This window comes from Enterococcus sp. HMSC078F03 (assembly GCF_001811595.1).
Lineage (GTDB): Bacteria > Bacillota > Bacilli > Lactobacillales > Enterococcaceae > Enterococcus > Enterococcus faecalis.
The window spans coordinates 119,322-138,668 of sequence record NZ_KV805551.1 but is presented as its reverse complement, the minus strand read 5'-3'; the positions used below and the strand labels follow the sequence as shown (position 1 = coordinate 138,668).

General features: G+C 39.9%; 17 protein-coding genes. 3 read left to right on the top strand and 14 right to left on the bottom strand.

Annotation, left to right across the window (positions count from 1 at the left end; genetic code table 11):
* Positions 1–15: 15 nt before the first annotated feature.
* Genes HMPREF2810_RS04640 through gnd form a run of 5 tightly spaced genes read right to left on the bottom strand, consistent with a single transcriptional unit; the run spans position 16 to position 4,822 of the window.
* On the bottom strand, positions 16–888 hold the full coding sequence (locus HMPREF2810_RS04640; protein WP_002354903.1) for a PTS system mannose/fructose/sorbose family transporter subunit IID: 873 nt from the start codon (positions 886–888) through the stop codon (positions 16–18).
* Between the two features lie 20 nt (positions 889–908).
* A complete protein-coding gene (locus HMPREF2810_RS04635) occupies positions 909–1,739 on the bottom strand; it encodes a PTS mannose/fructose/sorbose/N-acetylgalactosamine transporter subunit IIC (RefSeq protein WP_002385199.1) in 831 nt (276 codons plus the stop codon).
* Between the two features lie 12 nt (positions 1,740–1,751).
* Positions 1,752–2,858 (bottom strand): iron-containing alcohol dehydrogenase family protein, encoded by a 1,107-nt coding sequence (locus tag HMPREF2810_RS04630; protein WP_002385198.1) that lies wholly within the window; start codon positions 2,856–2,858, stop codon positions 1,752–1,754.
* 14 nt (positions 2,859–2,872) lie between these two features.
* The gene (locus HMPREF2810_RS04625; RefSeq protein ID WP_002385197.1) at positions 2,873–3,874 is read right to left on the bottom strand and encodes a D-isomer specific 2-hydroxyacid dehydrogenase family protein; all 1,002 of its coding nucleotides are present in this window, start codon (positions 3,872–3,874) and stop codon (positions 2,873–2,875) included.
* Positions 3,875–3,886: 12 nt separating this feature from the next.
* Positions 3,887–4,822 (bottom strand): phosphogluconate dehydrogenase (NAD(+)-dependent, decarboxylating), encoded by a 936-nt coding sequence (gene gnd / locus HMPREF2810_RS04620; RefSeq protein WP_002385196.1) that lies wholly within the window; start codon positions 4,820–4,822, stop codon positions 3,887–3,889.
* A 373-nt stretch (positions 4,823–5,195) separates the two neighbouring features.
* Here gnd and HMPREF2810_RS04615 point away from each other — a divergent pair, with 373 nt between their 5' ends.
* Complete coding sequence (locus HMPREF2810_RS04615) at positions 5,196–6,083, top strand: MurR/RpiR family transcriptional regulator (RefSeq protein WP_002383224.1); 888 nt, start codon at positions 5,196–5,198, stop codon at positions 6,081–6,083.
* A gap of 1,126 nt (positions 6,084–7,209) precedes the next feature.
* On the opposite strand, the gene HMPREF2810_RS04605 is transcribed toward HMPREF2810_RS04615, so the two are convergent.
* From HMPREF2810_RS04605 to yfmF, 6 genes are all read right to left on the bottom strand, one after another.
* Positions 7,210–7,926, bottom strand: a complete 717-nt coding sequence (locus tag HMPREF2810_RS04605) for a PBECR4 domain-containing protein (protein WP_002378980.1) — start codon at positions 7,924–7,926, stop codon at positions 7,210–7,212.
* A gap of 544 nt (positions 7,927–8,470) precedes the next feature.
* Positions 8,471–9,049: a CDP-diacylglycerol--glycerol-3-phosphate 3-phosphatidyltransferase gene (pgsA, locus tag HMPREF2810_RS04600; RefSeq protein ID WP_002365382.1), complete on the bottom strand. Its 579-nt coding sequence runs from the start codon at positions 9,047–9,049 to the stop codon at positions 8,471–8,473.
* A 98-nt stretch (positions 9,050–9,147) separates the two neighbouring features.
* Entirely contained in the window at positions 9,148–9,360 is a 213-nt protein-coding gene (locus HMPREF2810_RS04595) for a hypothetical protein (protein WP_002359021.1), read from the bottom strand.
* A 124-nt stretch (positions 9,361–9,484) separates the two neighbouring features.
* Positions 9,485–10,351 carry a RodZ domain-containing protein gene (locus HMPREF2810_RS04590; RefSeq protein ID WP_002359020.1) on the bottom strand — a complete coding sequence of 289 codons (867 nt, stop codon included), beginning with the start codon at positions 10,349–10,351 and terminating at the stop codon, positions 9,485–9,487.
* A 170-nt stretch (positions 10,352–10,521) separates the two neighbouring features.
* Positions 10,522–11,823, bottom strand: a complete 1,302-nt coding sequence (gene yfmH / locus HMPREF2810_RS04585) for an EF-P 5-aminopentanol modification-associated protein YfmH (protein WP_002385192.1) — start codon at positions 11,821–11,823, stop codon at positions 10,522–10,524.
* On the bottom strand, positions 11,816–13,084 hold the full coding sequence (gene yfmF / locus HMPREF2810_RS04580; protein ID WP_002385191.1) for an EF-P 5-aminopentanol modification-associated protein YfmF: 1,269 nt from the start codon (positions 13,082–13,084) through the stop codon (positions 11,816–11,818). The genes yfmH and yfmF overlap by 8 nt, the downstream gene beginning before the upstream one ends.
* Positions 13,085–13,292: 208 nt before the next feature.
* Between yfmF and mscL the strand changes: the two genes are divergently transcribed.
* Positions 13,293–13,742 carry a large conductance mechanosensitive channel protein MscL gene (gene mscL, locus HMPREF2810_RS04575; RefSeq protein WP_002354883.1) on the top strand — a complete coding sequence of 150 codons (450 nt, stop codon included), beginning with the start codon at positions 13,293–13,295 and terminating at the stop codon, positions 13,740–13,742.
* Positions 13,743–13,782: 40 nt separating this feature from the next.
* Here mscL and HMPREF2810_RS04570 read toward each other — a convergent pair whose 3' ends face one another.
* The 3 genes from HMPREF2810_RS04570 to treR all read right to left on the bottom strand — a co-directional run bounded on the left by HMPREF2810_RS04570 (position 13,783) and on the right by treR (position 16,339).
* A complete protein-coding gene (locus tag HMPREF2810_RS04570) occupies positions 13,783–14,481 on the bottom strand; it encodes a WxL domain-containing protein (RefSeq protein WP_002385190.1) in 699 nt (232 codons plus the stop codon).
* Positions 14,482–14,576: 95 nt separating this feature from the next.
* Positions 14,577–15,230, bottom strand: coding sequence for a WxL domain-containing protein (locus HMPREF2810_RS04565; RefSeq protein ID WP_002385188.1), 654 nt, complete (start codon positions 15,228–15,230; stop codon positions 14,577–14,579).
* Positions 15,231–15,625: 395 nt separating this feature from the next.
* On the bottom strand, positions 15,626–16,339 hold the full coding sequence (gene treR / locus HMPREF2810_RS04560; RefSeq protein WP_002354877.1) for a trehalose operon repressor: 714 nt from the start codon (positions 16,337–16,339) through the stop codon (positions 15,626–15,628).
* Between the two features lie 261 nt (positions 16,340–16,600).
* On the opposite strand from treR, the gene HMPREF2810_RS04555 reads away from it, so the two are divergent.
* Complete coding sequence (locus HMPREF2810_RS04555; protein ID WP_002385186.1) at positions 16,601–19,345, top strand: glycoside hydrolase family 65 protein; 2,745 nt, start codon at positions 16,601–16,603, stop codon at positions 19,343–19,345.
* Positions 19,346–19,347 lie beyond the last annotated feature (2 nt).

Genomic DNA, 19,347 nt, shown 5'->3' with positions numbered 1-19,347 from the left:
CACGTCCTTTTCTTTTTATAAAATACCTACCGTTGCTAAGACAATTAAGATACCTGTTAACCACAATAATGCTTGCGTAACTTTCAAGCCTTTTTTCGTATAGAACCAATACACGCCCATTACGACAGCTAGCGGCAAGAGTCCTGGGACAATCTGATCAAGGATATCTTGAACCACAAACTCACGGCCAGAAAGTTTAAATTGAAGAGTTGAAGAAACTTTGACATAATTACCAGCTAAAATCCCCATCATGAACAACCCTAAAACAGATAACATTTCAATGGCTTTTTGAATCCCAGCACTTTGCATTAAGCCTGTAGCATTCCGCCCCATTTTGAAGGATTGTCTCGCAAAGAACACACCTAACAGTACTTGATAAAGGGCAAACGCAACAAAGGGGAAAATCGCACCTAATGCGCTACCTTGTTGCGCCCACGGCACCGCAATCGCAATAAAAATATATTGAACCGTACCTGAGTCAATCGCATCACCAATCCCAGCTAACGCGCCCATCAAGCCAGCTTTGGTGTTATACATTAAATCATCTTGCATCATGATTTCGCGGCCTTCATGTTCTTCTTTGGCCCGCTCTTGTTCCATAGAAGCCATCAACCCAGTAATGACCCCGCCGCCCCAACTTAATTGCGTATTGAAAAACAGCAATTGACGCATATAAGCGGCTTTTAATTGTTCATCGTCTTTATATAATTTCTTTAAAAGTGGCATCATTGCGTACAATAACGAAGGCGCCAAGTAACGTTCAAAGGAATGGGGAATTTCATTGGCAAAATGCCAACGGAGATAGGCTTTTGTAACATCTTTATTGGTAATTTCTTCTGGTGCTAAATTCGTTGTTTTCGGCACGACTTTTTCTGTTGTTTCCGTCATTTCAGTTCCTCCTTTTTCTTTTAAAACCCGTAATCGTCATCATCATCAAAATCAGTGGTGGCACTGGCGGAACCAGCACTTTCTGCTACAGGTTTGCCTTTTTGGACTTGCACAAAAATTAACGCAATAATTACGCCAAAGATGGCATACGTTACCATGGTAATTTCCAATGACTTAAAGACGATACTCATGAAGTATGCAAGGAAAAAGAAAACCAAGAAATCTTTTCGACCAATGACATAGACCGTTGTCGCAATCCCAATTGCGGCTAAACCACCACCGACTACTTCTAACACGTGAATCACAACGGTTCCTTCTAATGCTTTAATAATATCGGCAATGACTGGTGCCCCTAGATAAAGAGCAAAAAAGACTAATGGAACGAATAAAATAAATGAGGCAATCGTTGGATACCAGATAATTGAGCGGGCAATTTTTTTAGAATTTAGTTCAGCCACCGCACGATCGGTATACTTCCCTAAAAACGTGTTAATAAAGAAACGGAATTGATATAAATAACTTCCTAAAAGACCGACAGGAACCGCTACGGCAATAGCCGCTTCCGGCTTCAAGTTCCCTAGCAACGCAACTGGCACAGCAATCGCTGCCGCAATTGATGGTTCTGCTGGCATAGAGCCACCTGGTGAAAAAACACCCATGTAAATCATTTGTAATGCTGCGGTGACGATCATCGCTTTCGGGACATCGCCCATCACTAAACCTGCTACTAACCCTGTCATTAAGGGCGAGAAACGCAACGTTAACGTTGCTCCTCCTCCAAGCCATCTGGACATAATTGCTGCCACCCAAAGCGCCATTATCAAACTTTGTAAAACACTTAACGTTTCCATAGTTCCTCCTTCTTATCCTTGGTTTTGGATATACTTTTCTAGCTCTTCAATCCCTTGACGTAAACGTTCTTCCGAAATCTCAATAGGAATTAAATGAACCTTTTCTTTTGAATCAATAAATTGAACCATTGCATCGAGTACTGCTTCTTCTTCTGGGTAAAGGCCCATTTGTCGTAACGACATGGGTAAGTTTAGCTCTTGATAAAAGGGGATTAATGCGTCTATGATGGCCCACCTTTTTTCCAATGCTAATTGATAGAAGATGCCGTAAGCTACTTTTTCGCCATGTAAATAGTCATGACTTTTTGGTAAAAATTTACTCATAGCATCATGCATGGCGTGTGCTGCTGCATTGCGGGCGTATTTGTCGCCGAAGCCGCCGACTAATCCGGAAACGGCGAAAACAATTTCTGAAAGATGGACAAATTCAGGCGTGAGTTTGCCCTCGTCCATCGCTGCTAAGGCTGCTTTTGAGTCCCGCATAATCGCTTCTTGCGAAAGCTTGGCGGTCGCTCCCGCTAATTGTAAAAAGGGTTCCCCTTGCAAATGGGCTTGGCGTAAAATGGTCTCTGATTCATACCATTTCGCTAACGTATCAGCTAAACCAGCGACAAAATAATCACGGGGCGCATCAAGAAGCAACTTAGGATCAGTGATTAAAAACGCAGCTTGGCGAAAGAAATGTTCCGTTTTGCCTTCGGCCGCGCCATTTTCTTGATACATCACAGCTAATGGTGTCCACGGCGCACAGTTACTAGCCAAAGTGGGGACCAAGCCAAAATTCAGATTGTTTAAATGGGCGCTGTAGCCCACTAAATCGGCTAACTTACCGCCGCCGACTCCCAGAAGAAAGTCAATCTGGTGTTCCTTTATTTGCTGTGAAATTTGTTCGGCGCCAAAATAACTACATTCTCCTGTGTAAGTGTGATAGAAGAATTGATACTCTGAATTTGCCAAGAATGGCAAAAATGGCTGAGCTTTTTCAAAGGATACGGTGCCATGCACCACCAAAATTCGTTGGGCGTGATATTCCTTGAAAAGTGACGGCACCGAAGTTAAGGCGCCTTCGTGGTAACGATAAAATTGCGGTCCAACTTTCACTTTTAAATCAGTTAACATGCTCCTCCTCCTTCTTAACTAACGTAACGACTGACTTCTTGCACTGCCCGTTGAGGTAAAATACCTTGCACCACGTCTTCCACATCTTGCACGCATTTTTCTCCCATCGCTTGCAAGCATTCCATGGTATAAGCGGAGGTGTGCGGCGTCATTACTACATTTTCAAACGCAAGATAAGGATGATTTTTCCGACCTGGTTCCTCTTCTAAAACATCTGTCCCAAGCCCAGCAATTTTGCCCGATTGTAAGCCGGCAATCATGGCTTCTTCATCAATCAAGGCGCCTCGTGCGCTATTGGAAAGATAGACGCCGTCTTTCATCTTGGCAATTTCCGCCGAGCCAATCATGTGATAACTTTCTTCAGTTAAATTGGCACATAAACAAATGATGTCAGCTGAAGCTAGCAACGTATCTAAGTCTACTTTTTTGGCTCCATAACTTTGCAGATAAGTGGCGGATTTATAGGGATCATACGCTAACACGTCACAGCGAAATCCGTTTCGTAACGTCTCCACGACACAACTTCCTGTGTTCCCAACACCAATGACACCCACAGTTTTGTTAAATAACGTCCGACCGACAAAATTCGCTCGTTTTTCCCATTGATCTGCTTTAACGCTGGCATCTGCAGCCACGGTTTGCCGTAAAACAGCTAGTAAATTTGTGACATTGTTTTCCGCCACGGCATCTCGTTCTACTAAAGCTGGGATGATGGAAACAATTGTCTCGTGCTGTTTTGCAGCGTCTAAATCGATGTTGTTATACCCAATACCATGGCGAGAAATCAGCAATAATTCATCTTTATGTTCAAAAAATTCTTTCGTGAAAAATGGCGTCACGCTAGCAATAATAATCGTATATCCTTGTAAACATTCCGCTAACTCTTTGCCACCAATTTCACTGTCGACTGTAAAATGCTTCACGGTGCCTATTTTTTCTAAGCGCGTCAAGTGTTCAGGAAAAATTTGACCAAAACTACTGGAATTCACTATGGCAATTTTTTGTTTTTTTAACATGACTAAACTCCTTTACTGACTTTTTACGACTTCATGCCCGCCAAATCCTTGTCGCAAAGAAGCGACCACTTTGTTTGAAAAATGATTTGCTAGCATACTTTCATTTCGAGTAAATAAGGACAACGCCGTAGTTGGGACGGGCATCTCCAAACGCAATGCTTCTTCAATCATCCATTTGGCTTCGCCATTTGCTACAACTTTCCCTTCTAGATTGGCTAACGTAGGATTTTCCGCAAAAACCTCTTTCGCTAAGCCCATCAAGCGAGCTTCAATAATCGAGCCGTGATTCCACACATCGGCTACTTTCTCCAACGCAAAATCATATTCGGCAGCTTCTAATAAATTGAATCCTTCGCCCATGGCTTGCATCATGACGTACTCAATCCCGTTATGCACCATTTTCAAATAGTGACCAGCTCCTGATTTCCCAGCATAAAGATACCCTTGTTCACAAGCTAAATCTTCAAAAAATGGGGTTAACACCTTGACGGCTTCAGGCGCACCGCCAACCATTAAACACGCTCCTTCCCGCGCTCCTTTGATGCCACCAGAAGTACCACAATCAATAAAATAAATTCCTTTTTCCTTAGCAAGCTGAGCATTCGCAACACTATCATGAAAATTTGAATTGCCACTATCCACAATGATATCCTCTGGTGCTAATTGCTCTACCAATTCTGCAACTAATTGATTGGTAATCTGACCAGCGGGGGTACTTAAAAAAATCACCTTCCTTTTATTAAGCGCTTTCAATAATTCCGGTAACGAATCTACAACGGAAAGCCCCTGCTCTCTAGCAGTCGCTCTTGCTTCCTTTGTCACATCAAAGCCAATAATGGGCCAGCCTTGTTCGTGAACATTTAATGCCATGTTCAAACCCATTTTCCCAAGTCCAATAAAGCCAATGTCCATTTTTCTTTCACCTGCCTCTTTTGATACTTCAATCATAAAGGATAAAAAAAATAATGTAAACGATTACACTAATTAAAAAATATTATTTATTTTTTAGCAAAAATCTTGCCTACTCAAAAGGTAAAACGTTTTTATTTTTAAGGAGCTTTCATACAAAAAACACAAGTAAATCTCTTGGTATCACGTTCTTTTTACTGGCTACTTTCTTTAGTTGAGAGAAGTCTTTTCAAGACCCCTTCATTTTTCAGAAAAAAGATTATTTATTTTTTTTTGGCTTTTTTAAAGAATTTCTTTTTTGTGGAGAAAAAGAGAAATTGTATTTGTCCTCTTTTTCCACTATAATCAGTCTATACCAACAATGAAAAGGCATTCATTCTATTTTAAAAAATAAGATTGGAGGAACGTGTTAATGAAAAACCACTATTTGGATCAACGGATTCGGATCAAAAAACCGAATTTGAGCCTCACAGAAAAGAAAATTTCCGATTACTTTGTTCATTCTGAATCATTATTGACACAAATGACGTTAGAAAGTCTTGCCAACGAAATTGGCGTCTCCCAATCTTCCGTGTATCAATTTGTAAAAAAGATTGGCTATTCTGGGTTCCAAGAATTTAAAATTGATATCGCCAGGAATTCTAATTATCAGCCGACTTTTCAAAACGTCAATAGCGTGAATGGCGCCGATGATATTTCACCAGATGATGATAGTATTACGATTGCTAAAAAAGTCTTACAAGCCAATATTTATTCCCTCAGTAACGCCACACAGTTCTTAACAAAAGAGCTGTTAGATAACGTGTTGGCTTTGATGTACTCTGCCAAAACGCTTCACTTTTTTGGGCAAGGTGGCTCCTCGATTGTGGCTTTTGATAGTTTCCATAAATTCATTCGGACCAACTATCGGTGCAACTACATTTTTGATTACCACATGCAGTTAAGTTTTGTCACAAAATTAACCAGTGAAGATTGCGTGTTTATTTTTTCCCATTCAGGCAAAACCAAAGAATCAATCAACCTAGCACGACAAGTTAAAAAAACCAACGCAAAAATGATTACGTTAACTGGTAACAGCGGTTCAGAGTTGGCAGGCTTGTCCGACGAAGCAATTATTGTCGTCACCGAAGAAGGCTTGTTTCGTGCGGAATCCTTGGCTTCACGGATCAGTTACTTAACGGTAATGGATATTTTATATACAAATACGATGTATCACAATTTTGATCAAAATGCCGATTCCTTGAAAAAAATCCGCGACAACATTAGCACGACTAAGACCGATCCGCATTATTTGTCGTAAAGAAAAGTCTTATTTGTTAGTAGTTGCTTCTGCTCCCACCCTTTATCATTTTTAAGCCTGGAACAAAAATCCAAAATGATTGATGTCCCAGGCTTTTCCTTTGAAGTTTTAATCCTTGGCTTTCTCAGTGCAACTACTCAGGATTTATATTTTTTATCCTTACGAACAGTATCATTAGAATCATCCAGATATCGACTACTCTAAAAAGTAGATTATACTCATACAGCCAAGTTGCTTGCGAACAGACAAGAAAGACTGAAAATATAATGGGTAGGCAAAATAACCTATCTTCTTTTTCCGTTATTGAAATAATTAATAGCGTTAATAAAAATAAAGGAATAAAGAGGAAGTGCATAACCATTTGAGTAACAACTATCGATACAGTAATCGTGTGCTTGTCAAATAGCTGAACTAGTATTGGATTAAACCAAACAATGGCGACTATTACTAACGAAAAATATTTAGTCACGCTTTCCAGCCTTATTACATACAACAAGCCAAAGAAAATTAGTAAACTAATAATGATATCTTTATAAGTAAAAAAATGTTCATAATTCATAATTTCTTTCGTTTCATCTCCACTCAACTTGCTTAACTATTCAAGGTTTAGGTAAATCACGTTTCCCATTTTCTCACATGATCGTTCAAAGAAACAGAACGTTGTTTGGTGTTTTAAAACGTAAAAGTTGAGCAACATATCCTGTCTAAACATTTACTTGGCAGTTTATTTATAGAAAAATTGTTACTTTCCAAATTTTTGTATGCTTTTTAGAAATGAAACCAAGCTTATGTTTTAATGCTTCTTATGCAAATCATTAAAACGAAATCCCCCAAATTTCGCAACTCTTATCATTTCAGATTGTGATGTTCGTCCAATTAAAAAGTGATAGTACTTCTTAACGTATCGTTATTAAATTTTAAATTCAAAGGGGCTACTCTCTTTAATTTTGTTTCTGATTTTTTCTAAAAGTACTGTTATGTAAGTAATAAGTTCTATACTGGACTTGTAATAGAAAATAAATTTAATTCTTTACAAAAATTAGTATAAGAGAACCCCTTTTTTCATTCTACGACATCATTAGCTGACGATATATAGCAAATTACAAACTAAGTTAATGACGTAATCTTACTTTTTTCTTCTTTTTTTCTTACTTTTTTCTGCCTGTATTTTTTTAAAAAATTCTTGCCTATCTTCTAATTTCCAAGTACCCTGTTCTGTTCTTTCATATATCCAAATTTTTGTACACCGACAGGCGTTACGAAACGAGGTATGTTGTTTCGCTTCTTTATCCTGAGCAAGATTTAAACAAGAACGAGGAATTGAGAATTCTGGATGATCATGATATAAGCCAATCCCTAAACCAATCTTAGGCGTACTGATTGTGTTCGTCATAGGAATTGTTCTTAATTGTCCGTCAGCGCCTATTCTGACCACATCTGTCTTTATGCTTTTAATGTATTTCAATACCTGAAGCTTATCTTTTACTTTTCTTGTACTTTCTACCCAACATTTTGAAAAGTTCAATTTATTTCTTTTAAAGTCTCTATAAAATTCAATAGCATACTTACTTTTCATTCTTGACTTAGAGGTTTCTCTTTCATTAATATCATAATAACTTATCCCAATTAAGTGCAGAATACTCTCTCTAGTAAAACAAACTTCTAATTTTTCTTGTTTACTTTTCACGTTTCTTTTATAGAAATAAACTATTTTTTTATTAACAACTTCTACATCTAAAATTTCTAAAACGGCAATAAGTTCATCAAATAAATCTTTACAACTTAAATCACTTGCCACTAATTCTGTTAATCGGAAAGTTTTAGTTACTTTAGCTTCACCCATTCCATCCCTCCTCTACGTTTTCATTTTGATAAAAAAAACAAACGTGCAAAAAGCACGTTTGTTGAAATATCTCATAAGAGGGTGCATTATTTTCAGCTTTCGCCTAGGCTCCTTCTAAGCCTTCGTACTTTAAATAAATATGCTGATAGTTTATCAACCCTCTGGCTACTAAATGTATCAGCCTCTAGATCCTTTGTTCATAACGACTTGAAACAGTCAGCTATGAATTGAGAAGTATCATTGGAGTGTCATGCACCGTGACACTGAAAGTAAGTTTTCGATGATTGGCTCTATCATCACTCCAGATAATCTGGTACCCTTTCAGGTGAGTTTTACCTCCAGAAATTCTATATGAGCCATAAGAATTTCTGACTTCTTTCATCCACATTATAGCTAAATCATAGCCTCTTGTCAAATAAAAGCAAACAATTGTTCTCTAAATTCAAACAAGATATCTATTCCCACTGAACAGAAAAAAGATTCACCAATTTTACCTTTGAACCTTTTTTCATTTATGCTTTTATCAAGCAATTTTTTTATATGGTTACATCGAACCTTTAAAAACATCTTTATTCTTAGCAAAATAATCAACACCAGAGTAAATGGTGAAAATCAAGCAGGCATATAGCATGATTTGATCTAGTGGTAGATGAAGTGCTGAAAATGGAATGTTGTTAATGAACAGTAAAATAATTGCAACCATTTGGGTAGCTGTTTTTACTTTTCCTGGCCAAGCTGCTGCCATTACTTCGCCATGTTCGACTAATAACAACCGTAAACCAGTTACTGCCAATTCACGACAAACAATAATTGCTACAATCCAAGCAGGTACTTTGCCTTGACCAACTAAGACGATAAAAGCGGTCATCACTAGCATTTTGTCCGCTAATGGGTCCGCAAATTTTCCGAAGTTCGTCACCAAGCCTTGTGCACGGGCAATTTTGCCATCCAACCAGTCTGTAAAACTAGCAACTGCAAAAATAATCGCGCCCACTAATTGGGTAACGGCTAACGTTGTGTCGCCAAAACTAATCGTTCCCCAGTCCATTGGCACTGACACAATAATAATAAAAATCGGAATCATAAATATTCTTAAAACTGTTAATTTATTTGGTAAATTCACTTCAATTGCCCCTTCCTTCTCCTGTTCTATTTTACGTTATCTTGCTGGCAGTGTCACGAAAAAAAGAAAAGAATCTGGAATAATTGCCGTTTGACCGTTTATTCAGAAATATTCTTGCCTTTTTTTAGAAAGAGCTGGTAATAGCCTAAACCTAAATTAATCATTCCAATCAATGTGATACTGTCTAAAAATTTAGAACCATAGATAAAGTAGAAATACAGTTGTAAGCCAACAATCAAGAAGCCCATGACCAACAGAGCGATTGAAAATATGGTGATAAGATTAAATTTTTTATTAACTATTTTAAGCATTGATAACCCCTTCTCTCTTGAATTATTATTGTCGTCTTTTTAACCATTCGCTGTTAATTATAAAAGAAAAGAATCTGGAATAATTGCCGTTTGACAGTTTATCCAGATTCTTCTTACACCATTTCTAACGATACGTAATCCCTAATGTAACATCCTTACGAATTAAAACTGGCGTTTTTTCCAGTGTTAAATCGGCGCCATCGACTTGAATGGCGACGTTATTTGAGGCGCCTAGAATCAGTGTCGCGTTGGCGGCGTTCGCAGGTAAAGCTGTTGTTTGGGTCTCTCCTGCTTGCAGGGTGTGTTGGTAGGTGTAGTTGCCATCGACCATCACGCCAATCCAGCAAGAGCCTTCAGTCCCTTTAAAGGTAATGTTGATTGGACTATTCGCATCTTTAACCGTTGCAGTTACTTGATTGTTGGCATCGCTCACCACAGCCACAGCTGTTTTCTTCTCTGGTTCGCTTGAAGAAGACGGCGGTGTACTACTTTGTGTGCTACTTTCTGGGGCTTGACTTGATTCTTTAGGTTTTTCCACACTGGCACTAGTTGCCGGTGTTTGAATAATCGGTTCGGCTTTTTGATCTTGCCACATAATATACAGCACCACGACCGCAATGGCTAAACCAATTAACGAAAAGGCAATGGCTGGTAAGTTCCGCAGTAACCAACTGGATTGCTTTTCTTCGTCATGCAATTGCTTACGTGATCCTTCAAGCTCTTCATACACTGGCTTGGGTTCTTCGACAATTGCTGGTTCTTTGCCATCATAGATATCTACCAATTGATTGCCATCTAAGCCGACCGCACTTGCATATTGGCGGATAAACGCCCGCACATAAAAGGTGCCTGGTAAGGACTCAAAATCGTTTTGTTCAATAATTTCTAAATATCTTTTTTGAATTTTTGTCATTTGTTGCAGTTCATCAATTGAGATGTTCTTCTGCAATCTTGCTTCTTTTAGTGTTTCTCCAATATTTACGCTGGCCACTCGTCCATCTTCTCCAGTCTATTTTGTTAATTTATCGATTGTCTCATCAGTCTTTTTCAATTGCCAAGGAAAACATTCCCGTCCTTTAAGAATACCACAAAAGAAGCCAACTGAGGATAACAAAATTGAAAGATTTCAAAGATTTTTCTTTTTCTTAAACAGTTGGTTTATTACTCGGTTTCTCCTTTAGGATACATGTAGAAACGGCTCAATCCTTCTTCACGAATAAAGGTCTCTGCTACTTGGCGGACGTCGGCTAATTGAATGCTTTCAATGACTTCAATCTTATCAAACAGCGTGGTTTCCCCAAACAATGATTGTGAAAATTGGTTGGCGATATACTCTAAAGAGTTTAAGGATTGGAAGTATTTACCAATCATTTTTTTCTTCAATAAGGACAAATTTTCTTCCGTTAATTCTGGACTTGTTGTGGCAGATAATAAAATAGCTTCAATTCGTTCTGCTAAGACTTCTGGTTGCTCACTATCGCCGCCAATATCCGCAAAATGGAAACTGCGATCTAAATTAAAGTCATAACTAAAACTATCATCTAACAAGCCTTCATCATAAAGAGCTAAATAGTTTTGAGAGGTATTACCAAACAATAATTGTAACAACAAGTTGACGGTGACTTGATATTTCATTAAGTCACGACCCGTTGTTGGCACTTCATCTAAGCCTTTCAAACCAACAAGCACTTTTGCCCGTGTGACTGCCATTTCAATGGCGCTCTCTTTGACAATGTCAGCAGCTGTTTCTTCAGGGAAATGTCGACGAATAGGTTGGGCGGCAGGAAACTCTTTCGCCGCTTGATTTTCACGAATGAAGGCCATTAACGCTTCAGGGTCCATTTTCCCTACCACGAATAAGGTCATATTACTTGGATGATAAAACGTATTGTAACATGTATACAAATCTTCTGCGGTAATCTCCGCAATACTTGCCACTGTACCGGCAATATCAATATGCAATGGATGTTTCGGATAAAGGTTGCCTAAAATCCCAAAGAACAAGCGCCAGTTAGGATCATCTAAATACATTTGAATTTCTTGTCCAATGATGCCTTTTTCTTTTTCGACCGTTTCCTTCGTAAAATACGGCGATTGCACAAAATCAAGCAACGTTTCTAGATTTTGTGTCACTTGATCCGTCGTTGAAAACAAATAACTCGTTTTCGTAAAACTGGTAAAGGCATTCGCTGAAGCCCCTTGTTGCCCAAATTTTTGGAAGACATCGCCATCTTCTTTTTCAAACATTTTATGTTCTAAAAAGTGGGCGATTCCGTCAGGTACTTCAATCATTTCCTCTTGACCAATTGGCACGAACGTATTGTCAATGGAACCATAATCGGTCGTAAACAAGCCATACGTTTTTTGGAAATCATTTTTCGGTAATAGGTAAACCTTTAACCCATTCGCCAGTGTTTCTGTATACAATGTTTCTTTAATTTGTGCATAGTCTTTTTTAATCATTTTCCGTTTCTCCTTCCAAAAAGAAGATCGCTTGAAGTTCCAAGCGTTTGGCCACTTCTTGGATTTCTGAAATGGTCACGGCATTGATCCGCGCAATCCATTCCTCCGCCGTCAGCATCGTCTGCGGCATTAATTGGTTCAAGTATTCTTTTTCCAGCCACGCGCCTGCATTATCTAACGCTAAGATATACTGATTTTTTAGCATTGCTTTCGTTTGTTCAATTTCTAATTCGCTAATCTTACCTAAGCGAATATTTTCCAATTCTGTCGAAATCAAACGCAAGACCTGATTCCGATTTTTGCCATCGATTCCTGTTTGAACCGTCATGAAGCCACGGAAAGTGTCGATACTACTAGAAGCATAATACGCTAAATGCTTTTTTTCACGGACATTCATAAATAATTTAGAATGCGGGAAACCGCCAAAAATCCCATTAAACACTTGCAACGCAAAATAATAGCTATCGCCATAATAAATATCCGTGTTGTAAGCCAAGTTTAATTTCGATTGGGCTAACACCTCACGCTCGGTCCGCTCTTCAATCACGTTGCGAATTGGTTGATTGTAGAAAATCGCGGCTTTGCCTTCTTCACGAGGCGTAAACGGTAATTGCTTGAATAACGGCACTAGCTCCGCCTCATTGACATCGCCTAAAACAAAAATATCCACTTGATCTTCCGCCAGCATTTTTTGATAATATGCCGCTAATGACGCCGCTGTTTCCTCAGCTAACGCCGCAACGGTCCCGAAACTAGGGATTTTTTGATCCTCCGATTGATTAAAATAGACACTTTGAAGCGCCAAAGAAGCATAGGTTTGCTTATCCTCCACAATACTTTCCAAGTACGCTTTCAAGTTCTCTTTCTCCCGTTGGAAGGTTTCCGCCTCGAATTGGCCCGCTTGAATATTGGGGGCAAAAATAATTTCCTTCAAAAAGTCCACCGCTTCGGCGAGAACCTGACTATCCTGTAAATAATGATCATTGACAATGTTCATAGAAATATTAAACCAATGTTGATTGCCTTTTTTGGAAACGCCAATCCCGAAGCTGGCGCCGTAAAGTTCCGCCAAACGCTCACTTAATTTGACTTGATTCGGGTAATTCAAGCTGTTGGTTTCCATCAAACTGGACAACAGCGTTCTTTTTGTAATGGTTTCATGATTTAATCGTGTATTAAAGCGGACTAAAAGACGCACCGTTTTATATTTTTCTGTAGGAATGACGTGTAAATTCACGCCTTTAACTAATTGAACAGACATTGCCGCATCGCTCCTTCATTTGCTTCATCTTACCTAAAGAATGCTGTGAAATATATGTATCGCGTAAATTCTAAAGCATTTTTTAATGTTTTTTCCAATAGCTCCATTATAACACAGCTTCAGGTGCTTTCTGAATGATAAGAGTTTTTCAGTTCAAATTTTCAAGAAGATTCGGTATACTGTTTTTAAAGTGAGGAGGGAAAAAAGAATGATTAAAGAATTTAAAGAGTTTATCATGCGCGGGAGTGTCTTAGACCTAGCCGTTGGTGTTGTCATTGGTAGTGCGTTTACAGCGATTGTGACACAAGTGGTGGAAGGCTTGATTACCCCGTTAATTAGTCTGATTTTTGTCTTGACGACTGGGAAAAAGAGCGCCGACGATGCATTGGGTGCCCTTGTTTATAAAGTCGAAGGCGTTGAATTCAATATTGGTAGCGTGATTAGTGCACTTATTACATTTTTAATTACGGCCTTCGTCCTCTTCTTGATTGTCAAAGCGGCCAACAAAATGAAAAACCGCGGCAAAAAAGAAGAAGCGGCAGAAGAAGAAGTGGTACCAACGAGCGAAGATTACTTAAAAGAAATTCGCGACTTATTAGCGGCGCAAACACCGCCTGCTGAAACTGTCAAAACAGACAGCACCTTCACAGAGAAATAAGCAAAAAGTCATCCTGAAGGGATGACTTTTTTGTTTTGTCTTAGATTGATGGTCCTGCCACGAGGTTCCAGGTGATGTTACCTGTGTAGGCGCCTTTTTTAAGTTGTTGATACGGTGTAGTAACATTTAACGTCATATTATCAATACGCCCTGACCAAGTTCCCTGACCTTTACCAACAGTAGCATTAATTAACGTAGTAGCACCACCACCAATTGTCATGTTTGTTCCAACAAAACTAGGTGCTGTTGGATCATCAGCAATACTCATTCCATTTTGATTGCTCATTCCCAAATACAAACCCGTGCCAGCATAGAATAAAGCATAATACGGTGTCATCCCAAAATTAAACTGTCCATCTAATTTGTCTGCCCCGTTCTTCATTTCTGCTATTTCGCCCGTTACATGCCAGCCTTCTTTAGTACCACGCACATCGCCTACCATAAGAGCTCTATATGTCGTTGAATTTTCTTTAATAGCAGATAAATCATCATTAATTTTTGTAAGAGGAAAGTTAAAACTTCTTGGAATGGCTAATAAATCAAAATCCGTATTTGGTTTAGTTGGGTCTGGATCTACACTTCCACCAGTATTATCCCCTTGGTCTGGCAATACACCTCCCTCAACCCCCACAGATACAGGCGTATTCCCTGTCGTCACCGCCTGTGCTGAAAGTGGTGCCAAACTTGCGCCAACTACGGCGCTACCAACCAATAAACTTGCCATGATTTTCTTTTTCATCTATGTACGCTCCTTTGCTTTCAATTCGTCTATCAAGTACAGAACAGCAAAAGTAACGATTGCTGTTCTGTACTTGATTCTTTCATTTCTTGTATTTAGATTGATGGTCCTGCGACGAGGTTCCAGGTAACAGTCCCTGTATAGGCACCCTTTTTAAGTTGTTGCATTGGTGTGGTAACGTTTAATGAAACATCATTAAGCGTTGATACCCACGTTCCTTGTCCTTTACCAACAGATGCTGTAACTATTGTAGAAGCCCCACCACCGATATTCATAGTTGTACCAACAAAGCTAGGAGCTGTCGGATCATCAGCAATATTTATGCCATTTAAAGTAGCAGATGGCACATATCCTTTTTGTGAATCATTATATTGTGCATAAGAAGCTCTTAAACCGAAATTAATACCACCTGATAACTTATCTGTCCCATTATTCATTTCTTTCACTTCACCTGTAACATGCCAACCTTCTTTTGTACCTCGTAAATCACCGATATAAAGAGAACTGCTGATAGCTCTGAGCTGCGGGATAGCTGATAAATCATCACTAATTTTTGTTGCTGGAAAAGTAAAAGCAGTTGGAAGATATATCAAATCAAAGCTAGTTTCCAGACCTTCTATCGTTCCTCCCTCAAACTCCACATCTACTGGCGTATTCCCTGTCGTAGTCGCCTGTGCTGAAAGTGGTGCCAAACTAGCGCCAACTACGGCACTACCAACCAATAAACTTGCCATTATTTTCTTTTTCATATGTACATCTCCTTTAACATCCTGAATTTCCAGTGCGCCCTAGTTGTTTCTTCGGCGCTGCTGAAGCTATGGCTTTATTATACAAGATTCCCCATTGTCTGTGATTTTAAATATTGAACAGTTCTTGCAAAAAAACAACATTTCCTTTAAAAGCAACGTTTCCCCTTAGTTTAAAGGCTTTTTTTCAACACTGATTGATATTTTCGGCTGTTATTTAATGTTTTTTTCGAGAAAATACTTTAATAAACAACGAGAAAACGTCACAAAGTAGAGGTCAAACTCTAACTTTGTGACGTTTTCTCCTAAAATCTTATACATTTATTCGCAGATGCAGCGAAAAAACCGTAATTTTTTATTTAATGACAGCCGTTTTCATATTTGTTCGTCACTAAGACTTATAATTTACGGCGACGGGCGAATTCCACAAACTTAAATTTGTTTAAGCGGTGACGGGATTCCGTATAGCCAAAACAGCGGGTATCTTCCAAGTTCATGATACTACGGACCACAACGACATGATTGCCTTCCACTTCACCAATCAGCTGCTTGTCCATCTCTGTGAGCGGTTCCACGGTAATTTCTTTCTGGGCATAACTAATCGCCAAGCCAAGGTCGTTTTCCAGATAATCGAAAATCGAATCTTCGGCACGGTGCTTCGGCAGTTCTGGGACAATCTCTTTAATCAAGTAATCAATGTCTAAAATATCGACTTCCCCTTCAATCTCCCGTTGCCGAACTAAGCGCCACACAGGGGCCCCTTCCGTCCAACCAGTCAACTGAGCCAAGTTGCGCTCCACAGGAATTTCTTCTAAGGAAACCACATGCGTATGACTTTCAATATGTTGCGTTTGTTGTAACTCCTTGTAACTGGTCACCCCTGAAATAGGAAAATTAAACTTTTTAAAGTTGAGCACAATCGAGCCTTTGCCTTGTTTTTTCTGAATGTAGCCAGCGTTAATCAGTAAATTCAAGGCTTTCCGAATTGTTTCACGGGAAACATTGTAGGTTTCCACTAATTGATTTTCACTAGGTAATAAATCGCCTGGCTGATAGTCGCCTTGGACAATTTGTTGTTCTAATTCTAAAAATATGTCATGAAACTTGTTCATGCCGATCCTCCTCTACCAACAATTTCTTTTCTAAAAGCATAGCATATTCCCTCCGAAAAACCTAGAGCTGGTCAGAAAAATACCCCGCACTTTCTGCCTTACTTACGCCACAAACTCCCCCAGCTAAACCACTGCTTGACCGACTTTTTTTCAGACCCAGCGCAGTCGGTTGCTGCCCCCTTCTGGAAAAGTTTTCCCAAGAATCTAGGGAAAATCCTTGTAATTCTGATTCGTTCATACTATACTGTAGTCAAACAAAACATGTCTATACAAGTTCACAAGGAGGCGCCAAACATGACCATTTTAGAATTAACATTCGCAACGAACCAACTAACGACGACTTTTTTTAACCATAAATTGGAACCGCTTCATCAAAAAACATTCCCTTTTGAAGCTTTGACTATCGAAGAAACGGTTCCTGAACTGTGCCAATTGATTGTGGCAGAGGCTGCGCCGATTCTGGGGGGGATTGTGGCTGATTTCCCAGCGGATTTCTTTTCGCCAGAGGAAACGTTGGCGCTGGTTCCGAAAGCGGTGATTCAAGCATTCGCGGAACAGTTGAACACACCACTTTTAACGGCAGCCGAACAAGCGGCGGCACCGAACCTGCTGGCAGCATTTGAAGAAAAACGGCAGTATCTGGCTTGGCATTTGGACTATTATGGCTACGTGCCTGGGAAAAATGAATATGCGGTGGAGTCCCTGTTAACTGTCGGCAATGGTTTTTTAGGTTTGCGCGGCACGACACCTGAGATGACGATTTCTGATGATCATTATCCAGCGACCTACATTGCGGGGCTTTATAATACAGCGGCTTCGGAAGTTGCGGGTCAAGTAGTGGAAAATGAAGATTTCGTCAATGCTCCTGACAACCAACACATCGCTTTAAAAATTGGCGATACCACTGACTGGTTAACGATTTCCCCAGACACGCTACAACAATTACACCGTCAATTGAACTTGAAAACGGGATTGTTTGTCGCAGAAATGATTTTGAAAGATGCGGACAATCAGCAAATTAAATTAACGACGAAAAAAATCGCCAATATGGCACAGCCGAATGACTATCATCTGCAATATACGTTTGAGCCGTTAAACTTTTCGGCCCCGATTACTTTGAAAACCGTCACGGATGGCAGTGTCTACAACTATAACGTGGCGCGGTATCGCAACTTAACAGCCAAACATTTTCAGGTGACAGCATTAAGCGCGAAGGAAAACAAAACCGTGATTGAGGTTTGTACCAATCAATCCAACTTGAGCGTCCGAGAAACGTCCTTGATAACCGGTGATTTTTTTGAAAAAGAAGCGATTACGATTCAAGAAGAAGCGGAAAAAATCGCCCAAGTGGTGACCGTGATGGCGCACCAAGGAACGCGCTATACGCTAGAAAAACAAGTCTTTGTGCAAGCCAGCCACGCCGAACAAAGTTGGCAAGTACCGTTTACGCCGAGGGACTCTTTTGCGGCCGCCGCTCAGGAAAGCGCCCGCGCTTGGCAAACCCTTTGGCAACAAGCCAACATTACCGTGACAGGCGATTTGATGTCTCAAAAACTTTTACGGATTCACAGTTATCACTTGCTGGCTTCGGCTTCGCCTTTTAGTAACCAAGCCCAAGCATTGGACGTCTCGATTACCGCCCGAGGCTTGCATGGTGAAGCGTATCGTGGACATATTTTTTGGGATGAAATTTTTATTTTACCTTTTTATATTCAACATTATCCTGACACAGCGAAACAATTGTTGCTGTATCGCTACCACCGATTAGAGAAGGCGAAGGAAAATGCGGCGGCCAGCCAGTATCGTGGCGCAATGTATCCGTGGCAATCAGGACGTGATGGGCGTGAAACCACGCAAAAGCTTCACTTAAATCCGTTGAATGGACATTGGGGCGAGGATCATAGTATTCTGCAACGGCATGTGTCCCTAGCGATTGCTTACAATGCTTGGTTGTATTGGCATAGTACACAGGATCATGAATTTATGAAACAATATGGCGGCGAAATGTTGTTAGAAATCGCTCAATTTTGGAACAGCGCTGCGACGTTAGATGACGCAACAGGACGGTTCTTTATTGATAAAGTGATGGGACCTGATGAGTTTCACGAGGGCTATCCAGACCAAGCGGAAAGCGGCTTGAAAAACAACGCCTATACGAATTTGATGGTGGTTTGGCTATTCGAAGAATTAACCAACATTTTGGCACTTTTCTCTGAGGAAGAACAGGCACAACTTTTTGCCAAAACGCAGACCTCTTCGGCTGATCTAGCCCGCATGCAGCAAATTCAAAATTCACTGGAAATTGAAGTTAATTCTGACGGCATTATTGCGCAATATGAAGGGTATTTCGGCTTAAAAGAGATTGACTGGGCGGCGATGAAAGAGAAATACGGCAATATTTACCGCATGGATCGAATTTTAAAAGCCGAAGGAGAATCCCCCGATGATTACAAAGTGGCGAAACAAGCCGACACGTTAATGTTGTTCTACAACTTAGACAAAACTCGGGTGGATCAAATTTTAGAAGATTTAGGGTATCAATTGCCTGCGGATTATTTGGAAAAAAATCTTTTATATTATCTAAAACGGACGTCTCATGGTTCGACTTTGTCACGAATTGTTCATGCCCAATTGGCAGAAATGGCGCAATTCCATGAGCTATCTTGGCAACTTTATCAAGAAGCGTTGTATTCCGATTATCGTGACATTCAAGGTGGCACGACCGCTGAAGGGATTCATACAGGGGTCATGGCTGCGACGATCCACGTTACTTTAGCGACGTATGCAGGCGTTGACACGCGCCAGAACGAGTTATCAATTTGTCCAAACTTACCTGAACATTGGCAAGCGCTGGCGTTCCAGTTTATTCATCAAGGCGTGACGTATCAATTTTCATTAACACAAACCAGTGTCACGATTACAGCAGATAAAGACACACAATTATTGGTTCAGGGCGCGTTGATTCCGTTAACCGCCGAACGACCAAAAGAAGTACATTATCAATAAAG

Bases quoted from the DNA above. Each gene is read 5' to 3' on its own strand.
- HMPREF2810_RS04640 (WP_002354903.1), bottom strand. From the start codon at position 888: ATGACGGAAACAACAGAAAAAGTCGTGCCGAAAACAACGAATTTAGCA.
- HMPREF2810_RS04570 (WP_002385190.1), bottom strand. From the start codon at position 14,481: ATGAAAAAGAAAATCATGGCAAGTTTATTGGTTGGTAGCGCCGTAGTT.
- HMPREF2810_RS04615 (WP_002383224.1), top strand. From the start codon at position 5,196: ATGAAAAACCACTATTTGGATCAACGGATTCGGATCAAAAAACCGAAT.
- HMPREF2810_RS04555 (WP_002385186.1), top strand. From the start codon at position 16,601: ATGTCTATACAAGTTCACAAGGAGGCGCCAAACATGACCATTTTAGAA.
- yfmF (WP_002385191.1), bottom strand. From the start codon at position 13,084: ATGTCTGTTCAATTAGTTAAAGGCGTGAATTTACACGTCATTCCTACA.
- HMPREF2810_RS04595 (WP_002359021.1), bottom strand. From the start codon at position 9,360: ATGCTTAAAATAGTTAATAAAAAATTTAATCTTATCACCATATTTTCA.
- gnd (WP_002385196.1), bottom strand. From the start codon at position 4,822: ATGATTGAAGTATCAAAAGAGGCAGGTGAAAGAAAAATGGACATTGGC.
- HMPREF2810_RS04605 (WP_002378980.1), bottom strand. From the start codon at position 7,926: ATGGGTGAAGCTAAAGTAACTAAAACTTTCCGATTAACAGAATTAGTG.
- treR (WP_002354877.1), bottom strand. From the start codon at position 16,339: ATGAACAAGTTTCATGACATATTTTTAGAATTAGAACAACAAATTGTC.
- mscL (WP_002354883.1), top strand. From the start codon at position 13,293: ATGATTAAAGAATTTAAAGAGTTTATCATGCGCGGGAGTGTCTTAGAC.
- HMPREF2810_RS04635 (WP_002385199.1), bottom strand. From the start codon at position 1,739: ATGGAAACGTTAAGTGTTTTACAAAGTTTGATAATGGCGCTTTGGGTG.
- HMPREF2810_RS04625 (WP_002385197.1), bottom strand. From the start codon at position 3,874: ATGTTAAAAAAACAAAAAATTGCCATAGTGAATTCCAGTAGTTTTGGT.
- yfmH (WP_002385192.1), bottom strand. From the start codon at position 11,823: ATGATTAAAAAAGACTATGCACAAATTAAAGAAACATTGTATACAGAA.
- HMPREF2810_RS04565 (WP_002385188.1), bottom strand. From the start codon at position 15,230: ATGAAAAAGAAAATAATGGCAAGTTTATTGGTTGGTAGTGCCGTAGTT.
- HMPREF2810_RS04630 (WP_002385198.1), bottom strand. From the start codon at position 2,858: ATGTTAACTGATTTAAAAGTGAAAGTTGGACCGCAATTTTATCGTTAC.